Source organism: Pseudoalteromonas sp. NSLLW24, assembly GCF_015864725.1.
Lineage (GTDB): Bacteria > Pseudomonadota > Gammaproteobacteria > Enterobacterales > Alteromonadaceae > Pseudoalteromonas > Pseudoalteromonas arctica.
Genome location: NZ_JADYWQ010000010.1, coordinates 127,115 through 145,645, shown reverse-complemented (window position 1 = coordinate 145,645; position 18,531 = coordinate 127,115). Strand labels below are relative to the sequence as shown.

Below are 18,531 nucleotides of genomic sequence, written 5' to 3'. Positions count from 1 at the left end.
CTGTTGTTCTAATTAGATCCCACTTTAACACTAGCAAACTATAAAGCGTTGAAAGTAAAGAAAAAATCAGATTTTATTTGAACTAAAAGAGTGCATCACTCTATAGCGCAAAAAGGCCGGTGATTAAATAATCACCAGCCCTTGCCTGATTTCTCAGGCAGCGAACTTAGCAAAAGCTAAATTACTTAACCTCAACTTCAGCACCAGCTTCAGTAAGATCTTTTGCAAGTGCTTCAGCTTCTTCTTTAGATACACCTTCTTTAACAGGTGTAGGAGCAGCTTCAACAAGAGCTTTCGCTTCTTTAAGGCCAAGGCCAGTTGCGCTACGAACAGCTTTGATTGCAGAAACCTTGTTAGCGCCAGCGCCAGTAAGGATTACGTCAAATTCTGTTTTCTCTTCAGCAGCTTCAGCAGCTGGACCAGCTACCATTGCAGCTGCAGCAGTTACGCCGAATTTTTCTTCCATTGCTTCGATAAGAGCAACAACGTCCATTACTGACATTTCAGCAATTGCGTCAAGGATTTGGTCTTTAGATACAGACATTACAAATTTCCTAATAATTAACGGACATTACGTCCAAATAAATTTTACACCGAAAGTGAGATTAAACAGCTTAAAATTAAGCAGCTTGCTCTTCTTTCTGTACACGTACCGCTTCAATTGTTTTACACAATTTGCCAGCAGACGCTTCTTTCATAGCACTCATTAAGCGTGCAACAGCTTCGTCGTATGTAGGTAATGTAGCAAGCATTGCTGCATCAACAACATTTCCTTCAAAAGCGGCCGTTTTAAGCTCGAATTTCTCATTCTTTTTCGCGAAATCTGAAAAGATACGCGCAGCAGCACCTGGGTGCTCTGATGAGAAAGCGATTAAGCTTGGACCAACAAATGAATCAGAAAGACACTCAAAATCTGTTCCTTCAAGAGCACGTTTTGCTAAAGTGTTACGGACAACTTTCATCCAAACACCATTTGCACGAGCTTCTTTACGAAGGGCAGTGATTGCGCCAACTGTTACACCACGAGAATCTGCAACAACTGCAGATAGAGCACCATTGGCTGCTTCGTTGACTTCAGCAACTATTGCTTTTTTGCCTTGAAGATTTAAAGCCATGGGTGTTACTCCTGGTTTAATGGGGATACCGATTATCGGATTCCCCTGTTCTACTCTTCCCTACCAAACAAGGTAGAGATGCTTTTTACGGCGAGAGCCAGAAGGATTAGGAAAAATCTATCTGGGGTCTACACCGTCTACGTAGGTGAATATTAAGGCCGAAGCCACCTACGGTCTTGGACGGAAGCCCAATTTATCGTTAACCCCGAAGGCTTAACGAAATTATGTACTTCAACCCGAATTCTTTACTTTGCCAATTAATAAATTAATCAACAAAATGGCGCGAAATTATAGTACAAATTTCACGCCATGTAAACACTGATTAAGCTACAGTTGTGCTTAAAGTGTTTTGGTCAACAGAAACGCCTGCGCCCATTGTTGTAGAGATAGTTACTTTCTTCAAGTAAACACCTTTAGCTTGAGAAGGTTTAGCCTTCTTAAGCGCAACAATTAGAGACTCAAGGTTTTGTTGTAATTGCTCTGCAGTGAAATCAACCTTACCAATAGTAGTATGGATGATGCCATTTTTGTCATTACGGTAACGTACTTGACCTGCTTTAGCATTTTTAACTGCTTCTGCAACGTTAGGCGTTACAGTACCAGTTTTAGGGTTTGGCATTAGACCACGTGGGCCTAAGATTTGACCTAGTTGACCAACAACACGCATAGCGTCTGGTGATGCAACAACAACGTCAAAGTTCATCTCGCCTTTTTTAACTAGTTCAGCAAGATCTTCCATGCCTACTAATTCAGCACCGGCTTCTTTTGCAGCTTCTGCATTAGCGCCTTGTGTGAATACAGCAACACGAACGTCACGACCAGTACCGTTAGGTAGTACAGTAGCACCACGAACGTTTTGATCAGATTTACGAGCATCGATACCAAGGTTAACGGCAACGTCAACACTTTCTACGAATTTAGCTGTCGCTAACTCTTTTAAAAGAGCAACTGCTTCATTGATTTCGTAATCTTTTGTTACTTCCACTTTTTCGCGGATAGTACGCATACGTTTAGTTAATTTAGCCATTTCTTAGTCCTCTACGTTCAAGCCCATCGCACGCGCAGAACCTGCGATAGTGCGAACCGCTGCGTCCATATCGGCAGCTGTAAGGTCAGTTCGTTTTGTCTCAACAATTTCTTCAAGTTGAGCACGAGTTACTGTGCCTACTTTATCAGTGTTAGGACGGCCTGAGCCTGACTTGATACCAGCAGCTTTCTTAAGTAAGTAAGCAGCAGGTGGCGTTTTCATGTCGAACGTAAATGAACGGTCACCGTAAACAGAGATCACTACAGGAACTGGAGCGCCTTTTTCGATAGACTCTGTACGTGCGTTAAACGCTTTACAGAATTCCATGATGTTTACACCGTGTTGACCTAGTGCAGGACCTACTGGAGGACTAGGATTAGCCATACCAGCGGCAACTTGTAGCTTGATTAGAGCTTCAACTTTTTTAGCCATTATAAATACCTCATTTGGTGGGTCTCAGCCTTGTGCGCGCGAGGACGCGTACTCTAACGGCTTCCCAGTTTAAAAATTGGTTTCGTACTTTTTGCACAGTAAAAATAAATTTTACCTTAATACAAAAAGGCCGCTGATTATAAGTTAATCAGCGGCCTTTTTCAAGCTTCATGCCAAAATTTAAATAAAAATTAGCGAAGCTTTTTTAATCAATTACTTATCTTGCTCAACTTGACCGAATTCAAGCTCAACTGGCGTAGAACGACCAAAAATAAGTACAGATACTTTTACGCGGCTCTTTTCGTAGTCAACTTCTTCAACTACACCACTGAAATCTGCAAATGGTCCATCAGTAACGCGAACAACTTCACCTGGTTCAAATAATGTAGCAGGTTTAGGTGCTTCAGCATTTTCTTGAAGGCGATTAAGAATGCGTTCTGCTTCTTTAGGACTGATTGGAGCAGGACGATCAGACGTTCCACCAATAAAGCCCATTACACGTTCAGTGCTGTTCACTAAGTGCCAGCTTGCGTCGTTCATATCCATTTGTACTAATACATAACCTGGAAAGAATTTACGCTCAGATTTACGCTTTTGGCCAGCGCGCATCTCAACAACTTCTTCAGTTGGTACTAGTATCTCACCAAAGCTCGATTCAAGACCTTCGATTTTAATGTGTTCAGTTAACGTTTGAGCTACACGCTTTTCGTAACCAGAAAAGGCTTGTACTACATACCAACGTAACTTAATTTCTTTGTTCTCGTTCTCATCCGACATGGGATCAGATCTCCAATCCAGTTAAAAAGCCTACAGCGCGGAATAAAATGCCATCTAATCCCCAAAGGATAAGTGCCATAATCACTGTTGCAACCATTACAATTAATGTCGTGTGGGTAGTTTCTTGGCGCGTTGGCCAAATAACTTTGCGTACTTCAATTCGAGCTTCTTTAGCGAAAGCAAGAAAGTTACGTCCCTTAAATGTTTGCGAGGCAATTGCTAATCCGGCCGCTATTGCAACAACAACGCCGATAGCACGTAGTAGTACAGATTGATCTGCATACATGTGATTACCAACAACTGCGCCTGCAAGTAGCGCGATTGCTACTAACCACTTTACTGACTCCATCGCACTTGATGGTGTTTCTACATTCGTGCTCATAATATTATTACCTTAACTACAGACACAACAACCCTACACTACGGTAAGGTTAATCCATTAAAATCTAAACTTAAAAACAGACTTAATTTAAACCGGTTTTTAATCTCAGACTACTCAAACCACAAGTAAAACTGGCAGGGGCGGAGAGATTCGAACTCCCAACCATCGGTTTTGGAGACCGCTGTTCTACCAATTGGAACTACGCCCCTGCAAAGTGGATGCCTATTATACTTACGCAGTCCATTAACACAAGCCTAAAAGATACCCACATTGGAAAATCTCGGCATTGCATTAAAAAATCAATCTTAACATTGATTAAAAAGCAGTTTATGATTGTCCAAATTATAGGGACTCACAATTAGATGGGAAGTCTGTGAAAGCAATAAAAACAATCATAAGATATAAAATTATTAGCTTTTTATTATTATTTCATATTAGTTCTTATGCCCTGCCATTGTACTTAGATACATATACAAATGAACAAGGTTTATCACAAAATTCAATCACCTGCAGTACCACTGATGAAAAAGGGTTTCATTGGTTTGCTACCCAAGGTGGCTTAAACCGATTTGATGGGTATGAATTTAAGCACTATAAATTCAATCCTTCACACCCTAGTATTTCGGGGAATTGGATTACGGACTGCCTGAATTTAGGAAACGGCCACATTTGGTTTGCTACAACAAGTAATGGGCTCAACTTATTAAATACTGAAACAGAAAGTTTTAGTGTTTTTAACCAGTATTCAACCCCTCCTATTACAAACGAACGTATTTCATCAATTTCTTCTAATTCGCCACAAATCATTTGGATTGGTCACGATAAAGGGCAACTTACTCGTTTAGATACATACACAGGTACTACCGAATTATTTTCTTATCAGGGCACGAATCACTTAAATGTTGTTTTTAAGGATGTGCTTTTTGATGATCAAAAAAACCTTTGGTTAGCAAGTAGTATCGGGCTGATTAAGTTCGATACACAAACACATCGGTTCGAACATATATCTAATAGCCCTGAACAGCTCTGGCAATTAAAAAAAGCAGCAAACGGCAAATTTATTATAGGAGGCAAGACTGGTCTAAGTGTTTTTGACTCAAACACACTCGCATTTTATAACTTTGAGCAACTCAAAAATGTTTGGGTCACAGATATACTTTTTGATGATGAAAAAAAATTATGGGTAAGCACTTATGGTCATGGTCTTTATTACCAAGCTACAGATAATTTATTAAGTAGCGAGTTTCGTCAACTTACTCACTCTCCAGATTTAAAACATGGCTTAGCTAACGATCACCTATTATCACTTTACCAAGACCCTCAAGGCATTATTTGGATTGGTACAGACGGCTATGGATTACATCGCTATGATAAAAGGCAGACTCAGTTTGGTCATCAAAAACATCAAAGCAATAACCCAGCTTCTATCTCGAATGACTTTGTAAGAGCAATACTCAAAGACAGTAACAACTTACTTTGGGTGGGTACGCGCGACGGACTTAACAAACAAACTGACACAGGATTTAAACGCTATAAAACAGATAAAAATCAAGATATAGGCTTAACTAATAACAATATATTTAGTCTTTATGAAGATGCCAATAAACGCGTATGGATAGGCACATACGGAGGTGGTTTACTGCTTTACAACCCAATTAATGATAACTTTTCGGCTTTTACTGTGCAAAGCCATCAACTCAGTAGTAACCGTATTTATGCAATCGAAGGTGACCTAAGTGGTAATTTATGGCTGGGCAGTAACGAAGGCTTAACGCGATTTAATCCCGATACTTTACAGGTTACAAATTTTAAATACACCGCAGATAAAAATAGTATCTCAAATAATACTGTTTTTAGTATTACTTATGACAGCGACAACAACGCTATATGGGCAGGAACCCGCGCAGGGTTAAATAAACTTTCTTTACATGATGAAACATTCACCCATTACCAAAGCGATCTTAAAAAGCCTAATAGTTTAACGCATGACATGGTTACATCCTTGCATTTACAAGATAAAAACACTTTATGGGTAGGTACTTTTGGCGGGCTCAATAAGTTAAATATCCAAACAAACAAAGTAATAAACATTACAGAGTTTGATGGCTTACTTAACGATAATATTTTTGCAATTAAACAAGATAGCAGCGGTTACTTGTGGCTAAGCAGCAACCAAGGCCTAACCCGTTACGCTCCTCAAACCCAACAAATGCAGCATTTTTTACCCGCAAACGGTATACAGCATCATTCTTTTATTTTAGGTGCCGCTTTTCAAGCAGATGACGGCGAGCTATTTTTTGGTGGTATTAACGGTTTTAATCAATTTGATCCGTTAAAACTAACCCTAGCAACTCAACCCCCAGAACCCGTTATTACAGACTTACTTATTTATAACCAGTCAGTCGCGACGCAGCAATATATAAAAAACAAGAGCCAAACGGCTAAGCTTATAAGCTATACAGACAAACTCTTTTTTAAAGAAGAGAATGGTGTTATCGGCTTTAAATTTTCTGCTTTAAACAGTGCAGAGCCCCCTTCTCAATACCAATATGCTTACAAGTTAGCTGGGTTAGATAAGCAGTTTTTATACGCAAACAAAAACCAGAGGCAAGTTAGTTATTCTCAACTTCCCGCTGGAAGCTATCACTTTATTGTAAAAGTTAAAGATCAATACGGTCAATGGAGTGATGATAAAACAATGGTTGCGCTTAAAGTTACTCCACCTTGGTGGAAGAACAATGTTGCCTATGTCACTTACATAATTATCGTATTATTTATAATGTGGTTAATTATAACAGCAAGGTATAGAGCTAACGTTGCAGAGCAAGCAAACTTAAAAGAGAAAGAACTTAGCAACTTAAAAACCCAACTATTAGATAATGTTAGCCATGAACTTAAAACACCATTGAGCTTAATATTAGCGCCACTTGAGAGTTTACAAAAAAGCCATAAGGATTCAGACACCCAACAAAAACTAGCGATGATTCAACGTAATAGCTATAAGCTATTGGATCAAATAAACCAACTTTTACAGCTCAGTCAGCGCCCAAGCACAGCAGTGAAACACGTCACACCCTATGCTATAAAGCCGGTAGTTGAACAATTAATTGAAGATTTCACCCCTTTATTTAAACAAAAAAATATTACGTTCGAGTTTGAAGATTTAACACAAAAAACTATTCCCATTAAATTAGAGCTAAATCATACAATTTCTATTATCAGTAACTTATTAAGTAACGCCCAAAAATACACTCCAAACACTGGCAAAGTATTACTTCAGCTATTAACTCAAAAACAAACATTAATCATCACAGTCTCAGATACTGGTGTTGGTATAGATAAAGAGCACCTTGAAACCGTTTTTCAACGATTCACACGTATAGATACGAGTAATCAAAGCGGTAGCGGTATTGGCTTAGCGCTGGTGAAGCAGCTAGTTGAGCAATATGGAGGAACTATTGAACTTAAAAGTGAATTAAACAAAGGCAGTTGTTTTACTGTTTCACTCCCAACAACTCAAATAGACGAAACCTCTAACCTTACCGCTCTTGCTGTGTCTAAAAGCAATAATTTATGTGCAGTAAAAAGTAATAAGATTCTTATTATTGAAGACAACGATGAAATGCGTGATTTAATAACGTCACTATTTATTAGTAGCTTCACGTGTATAAGTGCAGCTAACGGAGAGCTAGGTTTAGCTTTATGTAAAAACGAAATGCCTGACTTGGTAATAAGTGATGTAATGATGCCTGTTATGGATGGCTATCAGTTTATTAAAGCACTGCGCAGCGACACGGCTATTAGCCATATTCCGGTGTTATTACTTTCAGCAAAGGCAGATACGCATAGTAAATTAAAGGGCCTAGACTTACTTGCTGATGACTATTTGAGTAAACCTTTTGAGCCGCAGCTGTTACTCAGCCGCGTTCAAGGGTTATTAACGATTAGAGAAGTACTTAATCAACATTTAAAACAACAACTACCTGCTTTATCACAAACAGCCCAGCTCGACCCACAAATGGCGCAAAGTAAAGATTATGTATTTACCGAGCGTGTAAAAACAACAGTAAAAGAGCATTACCAAGACGAAGCATTTAGCGTAGAAGAATTTGCAGCATCGCTCTACCTTAGCCCTCGCGCTTTACAATTAAAAATGAAAGCCTTGTACAACCTAACACCAAGCGATTACATTCGAAATATTCGTTTAGAATTTGCACAAGAGCTTTTAAAAAATAGTGAGCTTGCAATTGGCCTAGTAGCACAGCAAGTTGGCTTTAATTCACAAAGCTACTTTGCCCGGTGCTTTAAAGCAAAATATAATATGTCCCCAAAACAGTTTCGCGAACAATCCTGATAAATTTCGCCTGTGTGACTAAGAATTTCGCACCAGTACTATTATTAACCTACTGATTTAACTAAATTAACATGAATTTAAATATTAAAGGAAATGCACTGCATTTCCTTTAAGCATATTAATTAAGGACAGTCATATGTTAAAAGCACCACAAAAACTACTATTAACTGCACTATTAACGACCACTCTGAGCGCTTGTCAAAGCACCTCTACAAATGTCACTTCAGGTCAAAACTCACCAGACATAAATGCAGTTGCACAAGAACAATACAATGGCCCTAAAGCTCGTATTGCTGTTGCACGCTTTACCGATAAATCTAACAACTCAAAATGGTGGCGTAAAGAAATAGGCGACGGTATGGCTGATCAATTAACTACGGCACTCGTATCAACAAATCGCTTTATTGTTTTAGAGCGCCAAGCGCTTGATGCTGTTTTATCAGAACAAGACCTAGCAGCCTCAGGTCGCGTTAGTGCATCATCGGGTGCCGCTTATGGTGAGATTGAAGGCGCTGAAATAGTCGTTATTGCAGCGGTAACTGAATTTGATGACGATAGCTCTGGTGCAAGTGTTGGCAGTGGCGGCTTTATGGGCGATGTATTTAGCTCTGTATCAGCTGGTTTTTCAGGTTCTCATATGGCGATTGATCTTCGTCTAATAGATACACGCACATCACGAATTTTAGCAGCAACAAGTGTTGAAGGGGGCAGTAAAGATTTTGACTTTACTGGAGCCGCAACCAACTTTGGTGGCGCACTTGTTGGCGGTAATATTAGTGGATGGTCTGATACCCCTAAAGAAAAAGCCCTTCGTGAAGTTATTATTAAAGCGGTTGAGTTTTTAGAAACTAAAATTCCAGATACTTACTATCGCTATAACAGTAACAACACTTTAGCATCGGGTTACACTGCGCCGCCACCGGCAGCTGTACAAGCAAAAACAGTCAGCAAGAGCGCTGTAACAGTTGATGTACCAACCCATAGAATGCCACATTATGAAAAGATGGATTTAGCAATGTCGCGCCTAAGCTTGGTATGTTTGGGTTACCTAAGAAACCAGCCTGATTACGAAGAATTCGAAACACAGGATGTTGAGTACGATCGTAAAACAGTTATCGCACTTCGTGAGTACCAACAAGACAAAAAATTAAAGGTAACGGGTTTAGCTGATGAAACAACTAAAAAGTCACTTGATGATAGTGGTTGTATTGCTAAAACGAACAAATCAAGCCTCGAAAGTATAAGCAACATGTTTAAGTTTAATTAATGGCTTTGACTTGGGTAGCTAATAAAAAGAGCTACCCAAGTACTCACTATTTAGTTAGCACCTTTAACAAGTGGTACTCCGTTATTGCCTACCGGAATATAAACAGTTGTATGATTAGGTGACTCAGCCATTTTTATTTGTGCATTAATAGCTTCATGTTGAATGTAATTAGCTGTTAGTGTTGCGTTAATGATCTTCTGAGCTTGAGCAATCCCTTTGGCTTCTTCAACCCTAATTTCAGCGTCTTTTTTGGCAATCTCTTTTTGTGTTTCTTTTTCCGATAATAGCTGCTGAGCTGCCAATTTTTTCTCAACTGCATTAGCAACAATATCGGGGTAATTAATATTGCCTACTACAACGTTTGCAAGTTTAAACGGCGTTGTCGATAAATAACTTTGCAGGCGCAGAGTCACTTCTTTCGCAATTTTCTCACGATTTGTTTTAAGCTCACCACTATCGTATTTTTGTACTGTATCGCGCACATACGTTCTAAAAGTTTCACGTACAAAGCGTTTATACCAATTTTCGGCGCCGTACTGCTCTACCACAGTTTTAACAGAGCCACTCTCAATAGCAATAACAGCATGAAAATCAAATTTAATATTTAAATCATCATTCGCTAAGATTCTAAATGTCTCGGTATATGTATTAGGTCGCATATCGATGTTTACCACTTCATTTCGCAGTAATGACATACCGTAATTAGATGGGCCCTTCATTGTTCCTTGATAACCACCTTCACCAAATACACGCGGCTTTTCGAATACGTAGCCTTCTTCACCTGCGGGTGTGCTTGGGTTAGTACATGCAGTTAATCCAAAACCAACGACTCCTACAACCAATGCACCTTTAAATAGGTTATTAAACAATGTTTGTGTCCCGGAGTTTCTTGCTCTCATCATCTTTCCTTTAATTACTTTTTAATATTGTATAAACGTCACTTAACAAGCTTGAAGCACCAAATCTAAATGTATTTTCTTGCAAATAATCATCACCCATTATTGCGCGTGCTAGCGCTAAATAATCACTGGCATCGGCAACAGTTTTAACACCACCGGCAGCTTTAAAGCCCACACGTTTATCCGAGTTTTTAATGGCTGTTAGCATAATTTTTGTTGATTCAAGGGTTGCATTAATGGCCACTTTACCCGTACTGGTTTTTACAAAATCGGCACCACCTTCAATTGCCAATTGAGTAGCCTGCGTTATTAGCGCTTCGGTTTTTAGCTCACCGCTTTCTATTATTACTTTTAGTTGGGCGCGCGACCCACATGCTTTTTTACTTTCGCTTACATAGCTAATTACTGTTTGAACATCGCCCGCTATTAACTTTTTATAAGGAATAACGAGGTCAATTTCGTCAGCGCCGCGCTCTATAGCAATAAGTGTTTCGTTAATTACATCACTCAGTGGCGCATCACCCGTTGGAAAGTTAGTGACCGTTGCTACTTTTACGTGGTTAAGCTCACGCGCTGCGAGTGCTATTTTTGCATCATCAACAAAGTCGCTATAAACACATACTGCAGCAGGTGTGCCCAGCGTCGGGTTTATACTATCAACAAGCGCTTGAATGCTTTTGGTGGTATCGCTGGTGTTTAAGCTTGTTAAATCCATCAGTGCGACTGCTAATGCGGCATCTTTTTGGTGTTGTATCATTAGAGCTCCGTTGCTTATGTAATACCAATTTTATTAAAAACATAATCATTTTAGCGTATTAAATAACTCACTAACTACGTTAAAAATTATTTATATAGAACAACTATGTATCATAATTTTAGCCTTGTTATTGAGCTATTTTCTCGTCGCTATAATAGATCACTAATTTAATGCAATTGGTATAAGTACAAAATAGAATATGCTTCCATATTAACAAATTAAACCAAACTCGCTATAGCTCATAACCAAACACTATAAGCTGTTTATTTTACTTGTAACTCGGCGCAATCCCTTGTTAACTAACTCTTAGGCCTAAAAAGCCCACCTATTATAACTTTTGGTTATATCAACTTGGTTTTAATTATTTTTTACTTATTGATAGCCGCTATATTCTGCTTATCAGAATAAAGCGTTTTCTTATATTTGAATTTGTTTAGGGGTCTTATTAACGTGCAGTATTTACCTATCTTTACCAAACTCGACAACAAACCAGTATTGGTTGTTGGCGGTGGAGAGGTCGCATTACGCAAATGTCGCGCGTTTTTAAAAGCGAGAGCGAGCGTTACTTTAGTAGCGCCTTGGTTTTGCGACGAACTAAAAGAGCATGCGCATAATAATGAAGTAACGCTTATTGATGCTTATTTTGATGAGTCGCATCTCGATGGAAAAATGCTTGTTATTGCAGCAACCGACCGCGATGAAGTAAACAACAACGTATTTGAACTTGCCAATGCCCGCAATGTATTTGTAAACGTGGTTGATGACCAACCTAAATGTACGTTTATATTCCCATCTATTGTTGACCGTGACCCAATTACGATTGCTATATCAAGTGCGGGCACAGCGCCCGTACTTGCACGTCGCTTACGCGAAAAACTCGAAACCCTTATTCCGCATCATATTGGGCCACTTGCAACACTTGTAGGCGGCTTTAGAGACAAAGTAAAAAAACGCTTTAAACATTTTTCAGACCGTCGCCAATTTTGGGAAGGCGTGTTCGACTCATCTGTCGTGAGTAAAGTACAAACCGGTGACACTCAAGCCGCTGAGCAACAACTAGAGCAAATGTTAGATGCTAAAGCCGAGCCTGAAGGCGAAGTATATGTAGTAGGAGCAGGCCCTGGCGATCCAGAGCTTTTAACACTTAAAGCACTGCAACTTATGCAACAAGCAGATGTGGTTGTATACGACTTTTTAGTGTCTGACGAAATTATGGAATTAGTGCGCCGCGATGCTGACCTTATTTGTGTAGGCAAACGTTTAGGCGATCATAGTGTTGTTCAAGACGACACCAACAAAATGCTGGTCGACCTTGCTAAACAAGGCAAAAAAGTGTGCCGCATTAAAGGTGGCGACCCGTTTATTTATGGTCGTGGTGGCGAAGAAGTACAAGTACTGGCTGCTAACAACGTAAATTATCAAATTGTACCGGGTATTACAGCTGCTGCAGGTTGTAGTGCGTATGCGGGTATTCCGCTTACGCATCGTGACCATGCACAAGCTATTCAATTTGTAACGGGCCACTGTAAAAAAGACGGTCAAGAACTTGATTGGCAATCACTGGCAAAAGCAAATCAAACGCTTGCTATTTACATGGGCGTAATTAAATCGCCGCACATACAAAGCGAGCTTTTAAAGCATGGCCGCAAAGCCGACACGCCTGTTGCCATTATCGAAAACGGTACACGTAAAAATCAGCGTGTAGTAACAGGCCAATTAGGCGAACTTGCCGACTTAATTGAACGCAACAGCATTATATCGCCTGCGCTACTCATTATTGGTGAAGTAGCCGCCCTGCACTCGCAACTAGCGTGGTTTGGGAAAAACGAACAAACAAGCAGCTTTGCACAGCCGCTAACAGATGTATCAAATACATAACCGAATTTTAAATTTGTAACTTTTAATCATTTTAGTAGGACGACTAACAATGGCTTTAACTCACCTTCAGCAACTTGAAGCTGAAAGTATCAAAATCATGCGCGAAGTCGCCGCTGAGTTTGAGAACCCAGTAATGCTTTACTCTATTGGTAAAGATTCGTCGGTACTTTTGCACTTAGCGCGTAAAGCATTTTACCCTGCAAAAATTCCGTTCCCGTTATTACACGTAGACACCAATTGGAAGTTTCGTGAAATGATTGAGTTTCGCGACCGTATAGCTAAAGAATACGGTTTTGACCTACTGGTACACAAAAATCCAGAAGGCATTGAAATGGGTGTAGGCCCGTTTACGCATGGCTCGGGTAAACATACCGACATAATGAAAACCCAAGGCTTAAAGCAAGCACTTAACAAATATGGTTTCGATGCTGCATTTGGTGGCGCACGCCGCGACGAAGAAAAGTCACGCGCAAAAGAGCGTGTTTACTCGTTCCGCGACAAACACCATCGCTGGGATCCTAAAAACCAACGTCCTGAGCTTTGGAACACTTATAACAGCCAAGTTAATCCGGGCGAAAGCATTCGTGTTTTCCCGTTATCTAACTGGACTGAGCTTGATATTTGGCAATACATTTACCAAGAAAACATCGACATGGTGCCGCTTTACCTAGCAAAAGAGCGCCCTGTTGTTGATCGCGACGGCACCCTAATTATGGTTGACGATGAGCGTATGCCACTTAACGAGGGTGAAGTACCGCAAATGAAATCTGTACGTTTTCGTACGTTAGGCTGCTACCCACTTACCGGTGCAGTTGAGTCAACAGCAAGTAACCTAACCGAAATTATTGAAGAAATGCTGCTATCTACGTCATCTGAACGTGAAGGTCGTGTTATTGACCATGATTCAGCAGGCTCAATGGAGAAGAAAAAACGTGAGGGGTATTTTTAATGTCTAGCCAAAATAACGATACATTTAACGAAGTAAAAGAAATAGGCATAGACGCCTACCTAGCACGCCAACAAGATAAAAGCTTATTGCGTATGCTTACCTGTGGCAGCGTAGATGACGGTAAATCAACATTGATTGGCCGCCTACTGCACGACAGCCACCAAATTTATGAAGATCAGCTAGCCGCCCTTCACAAAGATAACGAAAAAGTAGGTAATGCAGGTGAAGATCTTGACCTTGCATTATTAGTTGATGGCCTACAAGCTGAGCGCGAGCAAGGCATTACCATTGACGTAGCGTACCGTTACTTTTCAACGGCTAAGCGTAAATTTATTATTGCCGACACGCCTGGGCACGAGCAATACACGCGTAACATGGTAACAGGTGCATCAACAAGCGATGTTGCTATTATTTTGGTTGATGCGCGTTACGGCGTGCAAGTACAAACCAAGCGCCACAGCTTTATTTGTGACTCGCTTGGCATTAAGCAGTTTGTTGTTGCCGTTAATAAAATGGATATCGTTGATTTTGACGAAACCGTGTATGAAAAAATTAAGGCCGATTACCTTAAATTTGCTGAGCAACTTAACGTATCAAACATTAAGTTTGTGCCTATGTCGGCGCTTAAAGGCGACAACGTAGTAACGCGATCTGCTCATACACCGTATTACACCGACAAGCCGCTACTTGAATTACTAGAAGATTCACCAGCAGCCGAAACAGATACAGGCTTTGAAGCGCGCCTACCGGTGCAATATGTAGTGCGTCCTAACTTAAACTTCCGTGGTTTTCAGGGCACACTTACGTCGGGCAAGATACACGTAGGCGATGCAATAAAAGTATTACCGTCGGGTAAAACATCAAGCATTAAAGAAATTGTTACTTTTGATGGCAATTTAGATAGTGCTGAAGCAGGCCAAGCAATTACCGTTACCCTAAATAACGAAATTGATATTAGCCGAGGCGACGTAATAGTACCTGCAAATTCAACGGCCGTTGTTACTAACCAGCTGCAAGCTAAAATTGTGTGGATGCATGAGTCGCCATTAGTATTAGGTAAAAGCTATAACCTAAAGCTAGGCAGCAAAAACACTTCAGCTATTGTTACAAAAATTGATTACACAATTGATGTGAACACGCTTGAACATGGCACTAGCGACTCACTGCAGTTAAACGAAATTGCGATTGTAACACTTGAACTAACCGAAACTATTTTGGCAGACGAGTACCACAGCAATCACGAAACAGGCTCGTTTATACTAATCGATCGCTTATCAAACCTAACGGTTGCTGCGGGCATGATTGAACAAGTACTGCAAAGCCAAGCACAGCAAAGTAACTTTAGCGAATTTGAAGTTGAATTTAACAGCTTAGTACGCAAGCACTTTCCGCATTGGCAAGCGCTTGATATTTCTAAGTTATAAGTTAACTTTAGCCTGTTAGGAATTTAAAAGCATGGTAGAACAGCTCGTTTTAACAGGCATTATGCTTACCTTAGTCGGGTGCCTTTTTGGCACCCGTATTAATCCAGCATGGTTATTTGTAAGCGCAATTGGCACCAGCTACTTAGCAGGGCTAATCGATCTTGAAAGCATGTTAATTAATTATGCTAACCCGTCGCTTATCACCTTAGTACTATTGGTGTTAGTGTCGACCGCAATAGAAAAAACCACCCTAATTCAAAAGTTAGCGCAATCGCTATCTAAAGGTAGTTTAGTAAAATCGGTAACAAAATTGGGGTTATCAACCGCCTTTTTATCGTCGTTTACTAACAATACCGCCGTTGTTGCATCGCTTATTACCGCGATAAAAGACAACCCTAATCACTCCCCTTCAAAGCTATTATTACCGCTGTCGTATACCGCTATTTTGGGCGGCACTATTACGCTTATTGGTACATCAACCAACTTAATCGTCAATGGCTTTGCAGTAGATGCGGGCATGGAACCACTGGGCTTTTTTGACTTTACCTTAGTGGGTTTAGGCGCGTTAAGCGTAGGCCTAATTACCATTTTAGTGATGCTTAAATACTTACCCGACAACGGTAAAAGCGACCAAGAAGTCGTGCCTTTTTACCTAGAAGGTAAAGTACAAGCAAATTCAAAATTAATAGGCCAAACCGTTGAAGAAAACGGCCTGCGTGATTTAAAAGACTTATTCCTCGCTGAAATTATTCGCGATGGAAGCCGCATTTGCGCAGTCACCCCGCAGCAAATTATTCAAAAAGATGACGTGCTGCTTTTTGTAGGTGACATAAAATCGGTGCCATTACTTACCCGTTTCGACGGCCTAAAAGTAGTTCACGAGAATCATCAAAAAGACATAGAACACTTAGTAGAAGTAGTCGTAAGTCAGTCTTCAAAATTTATTGGCAAAACCGTAAAAGAAGCCCGCTTTAGAGAGCAATTTCATGCTGCTGTTATTGCCATTCGTCGTGGGCACGACCGCTTACAAGGCGGCCTTGGGCAAGTGCAATTACAAGCTGGCGACTCACTTATACTCGCACCAGGCAAAAACTTTTACACCTTGCCTAATTTAAAGCGCGAATTTGTGTATATTTCAGGGTTTGACTTACAAGCCCACCTTGCACCTAAACAATCAAACATTGTGCTACTGTGCTTTGCCGCAGTACTGGGTTTAAGCATTATTGGCATAGTGCCGCTGGTTAAAGGCTTATTAGTATTACTGATTGGCTTGATGCTCAGCGGCACCATAAAACTTAACGAAGTTAAACGCCGTTTTCCTATCGAGTTATTAGTGGTAGTAGGTAGTGCCATTGGCCTTGCTAAGTTAATGATAGGCACCGGACTTGCCGGGCAAATATCCGACGCCATGTTTATGGTACTTGGCGACTTTGGCCCTTACGGCGCATTTATAGCTATATTTTTAATGACCGTATTATTTACCGAGCTTATTACTAATAACGCAGCAGCTGCCTTGTCGTTCCCTGTTGCTTACTCGCTCGCGGTTGGTTTTAATGTAGACCCGCTACCATTTATTATGGCGGTTGCATTTGGCGCATCCGCCAGCTTTATATCGCCATTTGGGTATCAAACTAATCTAATGGTTTATAGCGCGGGTAACTATCGCTTAAAAGATTACATAGTGATGGGCTTACCGCTTTCTATTATTTATTCAATCACGGTATTAACCTTGATCCCGCTGGTATTTCCGTTTTAATACCTGCGCTCACAGTATAAGAGACTCTCACTATGGATGAAAATATAGTTTGGCATAACTACGCAACTACAAAAGCACAGCGTAGTGAGCAAAAAAAACATAAGCCCGCTATTTTATGGTTTACCGGCTTTTCAGGCTCTGGTAAAAGCACCGTAGCAAACGCACTAGAAGCGGCGCTTAATCAACAAGGTACGCACACTTACCTGCTTGATGGCGACAACGTACGCCACGGTTTATGTAAAGACCTAGGCTTTAGCGACGAAGACCGCATTGAAAACATACGCCGCGTAGGCGAAACCGCTAAACTAATGACCGACGCTGGCTTGTTAGTACTTACTGCGTTTATATCGCCTTTTAGAGCAGAGCGCGATATGGTGCGCAGCCTAGTAGATGACGGCGAATTTATTGAAGTATTTATCGATACCCCACTGGATGTATGCGAAAGCCGCGATCCAAAAGGCTTATACAAAAAAGCCCGCGCAGGGGAGATAAAACACTTCACTGGTATCGACTCAAGCTACGAAGTGCCAAACAATCCAGAAATAATTTTAGATACAAGTAAAAACACCCTAGACCAATCGGTTACACAACTGATAACGTATCTAAAACAAAAGCACATAATATAGGTTAACCCCATGAATCAAACCGAACTGCTAGAAGAAACCCTCATCCTTGCCCGCAAAGCAGGCCAAGCGATAATGGGAATTTACGAAAAGGACTTTAACGTTGAGTACAAAGCCGATGAAAGTCCCGTAACCGACGCCGATTTAGCAGCTCACAAACTGATTGTGGCAGGGCTTCAACAGCTCACACCTGATATTCCAATACTCAGTGAAGAAAACGCCGACATAAGCTGGGATGTACGCCAAACGTGGAAAAGCTACTGGTTAGTTGACCCAATCGACGGCACTAAAGAATTTATTAAAAAGAACGGTGAATTTACCGTAAACATCGCCCTAATTAAAAACGGCATTCCTATTTTAGCCGTAGTTGATGCACCCGCCCTTGGCGTATCGTACTTAGCCGCCGAAGCCATTGGCGCATTTAAAGATAAAGGCGATGAGCGAATTGAGCTTAAAGTAACAACTAAACCTAACAAAGGGTTAATTCGTGTTGTAGGTAGCCGCTCGCACCCATCACCCGATTTAGCTGAGTTTGTAAAACGCTTTGATGAGGTTGAAATGGTGTCTAAAGGCAGCTCACTAAAGCTGTGTTTAGTCGCTGAGGGCAGCGCCGATATTTACCCGCGCTTAGGTCCAACCTGCGAATGGGATACAGGTGCAGGCCATGCAATCGCCGAAATAGCCGGTGCAAAAGTAACTAAACTTGATGGCAGCCCGCTTATTTATAACACCAAAGATGAATACTTAAATCCGTATTTTATTGTAAGTGCGATAGAAGAGTAAGCGCATTTTTGAGTAGTTAGCTATCAGTTGTCAGCAAGGCAAGGCAAGTGATAGCTATAAATACTATAAGTAGTTGTACTTATTATAGAATAACTTCAACCATAAACC

16 protein-coding genes and 1 tRNA gene are annotated in these 18,531 nt (G+C 40.6%); 8 read left to right on the top strand and 9 right to left on the bottom strand.

Translation table 11 applies throughout. The features are described 5' to 3' along the window. Nucleotides 1-181 precede the first annotated feature (181 nt). The 7 genes from rplL to I6E72_RS12410 form a co-directional block, all read right to left on the bottom strand. Nucleotides 182-544 carry a 50S ribosomal protein L7/L12 gene (rplL, locus tag I6E72_RS12440; protein ID WP_002958882.1) on the bottom strand — a complete coding sequence of 121 codons (363 nt, stop codon included), beginning with the start codon at nucleotides 542-544 and terminating at the stop codon, nucleotides 182-184. 76 nt (nucleotides 545-620) lie between these two features. Then, nucleotides 621-1,115: a 50S ribosomal protein L10 gene (gene rplJ / locus I6E72_RS12435; RefSeq protein WP_002958881.1), complete on the bottom strand. Its 495-nt coding sequence runs from the start codon at nucleotides 1,113-1,115 to the stop codon at nucleotides 621-623. Between the two features lie 322 nt (nucleotides 1,116-1,437). After that, the gene (gene rplA, locus I6E72_RS12430; protein ID WP_007580124.1) at nucleotides 1,438-2,142 is read right to left on the bottom strand and encodes a 50S ribosomal protein L1; all 705 of its coding nucleotides are present in this window, start codon (nucleotides 2,140-2,142) and stop codon (nucleotides 1,438-1,440) included. A gap of 3 nt (nucleotides 2,143-2,145) precedes the next feature. Next, nucleotides 2,146-2,574: a 50S ribosomal protein L11 gene (gene rplK, locus I6E72_RS12425; protein ID WP_002958879.1), complete on the bottom strand. Its 429-nt coding sequence runs from the start codon at nucleotides 2,572-2,574 to the stop codon at nucleotides 2,146-2,148. Nucleotides 2,575-2,787: 213 nt separating this feature from the next. Beyond that, a complete protein-coding gene (gene nusG / locus I6E72_RS12420; RefSeq protein ID WP_024600085.1) occupies nucleotides 2,788-3,351 on the bottom strand; it encodes a transcription termination/antitermination protein NusG in 564 nt (187 codons plus the stop codon). Nucleotides 3,352-3,355: 4 nt separating this feature from the next. Then, nucleotides 3,356-3,733 carry a preprotein translocase subunit SecE gene (secE, locus tag I6E72_RS12415; protein ID WP_002958877.1) on the bottom strand — a complete coding sequence of 126 codons (378 nt, stop codon included), beginning with the start codon at nucleotides 3,731-3,733 and terminating at the stop codon, nucleotides 3,356-3,358. A gap of 132 nt (nucleotides 3,734-3,865) precedes the next feature. Beyond that, a tRNA-Trp gene (locus I6E72_RS12410) sits at nucleotides 3,866-3,942 on the bottom strand. A 164-nt stretch (nucleotides 3,943-4,106) separates the two neighbouring features. Between I6E72_RS12410 and I6E72_RS12405 the strand changes: the two genes are divergently transcribed. Then, nucleotides 4,107-8,087 carry a hybrid sensor histidine kinase/response regulator transcription factor gene (locus I6E72_RS12405; protein ID WP_197112486.1) on the top strand — a complete coding sequence of 1,327 codons (3,981 nt, stop codon included), beginning with the start codon at nucleotides 4,107-4,109 and terminating at the stop codon, nucleotides 8,085-8,087. 136 nt (nucleotides 8,088-8,223) lie between these two features. Beyond that, nucleotides 8,224-9,354 carry a CsgG/HfaB family protein gene (locus I6E72_RS12400; protein WP_197112484.1) on the top strand — a complete coding sequence of 377 codons (1,131 nt, stop codon included), beginning with the start codon at nucleotides 8,224-8,226 and terminating at the stop codon, nucleotides 9,352-9,354. Nucleotides 9,355-9,404: 50 nt separating this feature from the next. On the opposite strand, the gene I6E72_RS12395 is transcribed toward I6E72_RS12400, so the two are convergent. Beyond that, entirely contained in the window at nucleotides 9,405-10,253 is an 849-nt protein-coding gene (locus I6E72_RS12395; protein ID WP_007580116.1) for an SPFH domain-containing protein, read from the bottom strand. A 10-nt stretch (nucleotides 10,254-10,263) separates the two neighbouring features. Then, nucleotides 10,264-11,010, bottom strand: coding sequence for a deoxyribose-phosphate aldolase (deoC, locus tag I6E72_RS12390; RefSeq protein ID WP_197112473.1), 747 nt, complete (start codon nucleotides 11,008-11,010; stop codon nucleotides 10,264-10,266). Nucleotides 11,011-11,460: 450 nt separating this feature from the next. On the opposite strand from deoC, the gene cysG reads away from it, so the two are divergent. The 6 genes from cysG to cysQ are packed head-to-tail and all read left to right on the top strand — an operon-like array spanning nucleotide 11,461 to nucleotide 18,423. Next, entirely contained in the window at nucleotides 11,461-12,888 is a 1,428-nt protein-coding gene (gene cysG, locus I6E72_RS12385; RefSeq protein WP_197112471.1) for a siroheme synthase CysG, read from the top strand. Nucleotides 12,889-12,937: 49 nt separating this feature from the next. After that, entirely contained in the window at nucleotides 12,938-13,837 is a 900-nt protein-coding gene (cysD, locus tag I6E72_RS12380; RefSeq protein WP_138586364.1) for a sulfate adenylyltransferase subunit CysD, read from the top strand. After that, nucleotides 13,837-15,261, top strand: coding sequence for a sulfate adenylyltransferase subunit CysN (gene cysN / locus I6E72_RS12375; RefSeq protein WP_007580108.1), 1,425 nt, complete (start codon nucleotides 13,837-13,839; stop codon nucleotides 15,259-15,261). The genes cysD and cysN overlap by 1 nt, the downstream gene beginning before the upstream one ends. Before the next feature lie 31 nt (nucleotides 15,262-15,292). After that, nucleotides 15,293-17,017, top strand: coding sequence for an SLC13 family permease (locus I6E72_RS12370; RefSeq protein ID WP_165740257.1), 1,725 nt, complete (start codon nucleotides 15,293-15,295; stop codon nucleotides 17,015-17,017). Between the two features lie 32 nt (nucleotides 17,018-17,049). Continuing rightward, the gene (gene cysC / locus I6E72_RS12365) at nucleotides 17,050-17,643 is read left to right on the top strand and encodes an adenylyl-sulfate kinase (protein WP_010555008.1); all 594 of its coding nucleotides are present in this window, start codon (nucleotides 17,050-17,052) and stop codon (nucleotides 17,641-17,643) included. A 9-nt stretch (nucleotides 17,644-17,652) separates the two neighbouring features. Beyond that, entirely contained in the window at nucleotides 17,653-18,423 is a 771-nt protein-coding gene (gene cysQ / locus I6E72_RS12360) for a 3'(2'),5'-bisphosphate nucleotidase CysQ (protein WP_024589584.1), read from the top strand. Nucleotides 18,424-18,531 lie beyond the last annotated feature (108 nt).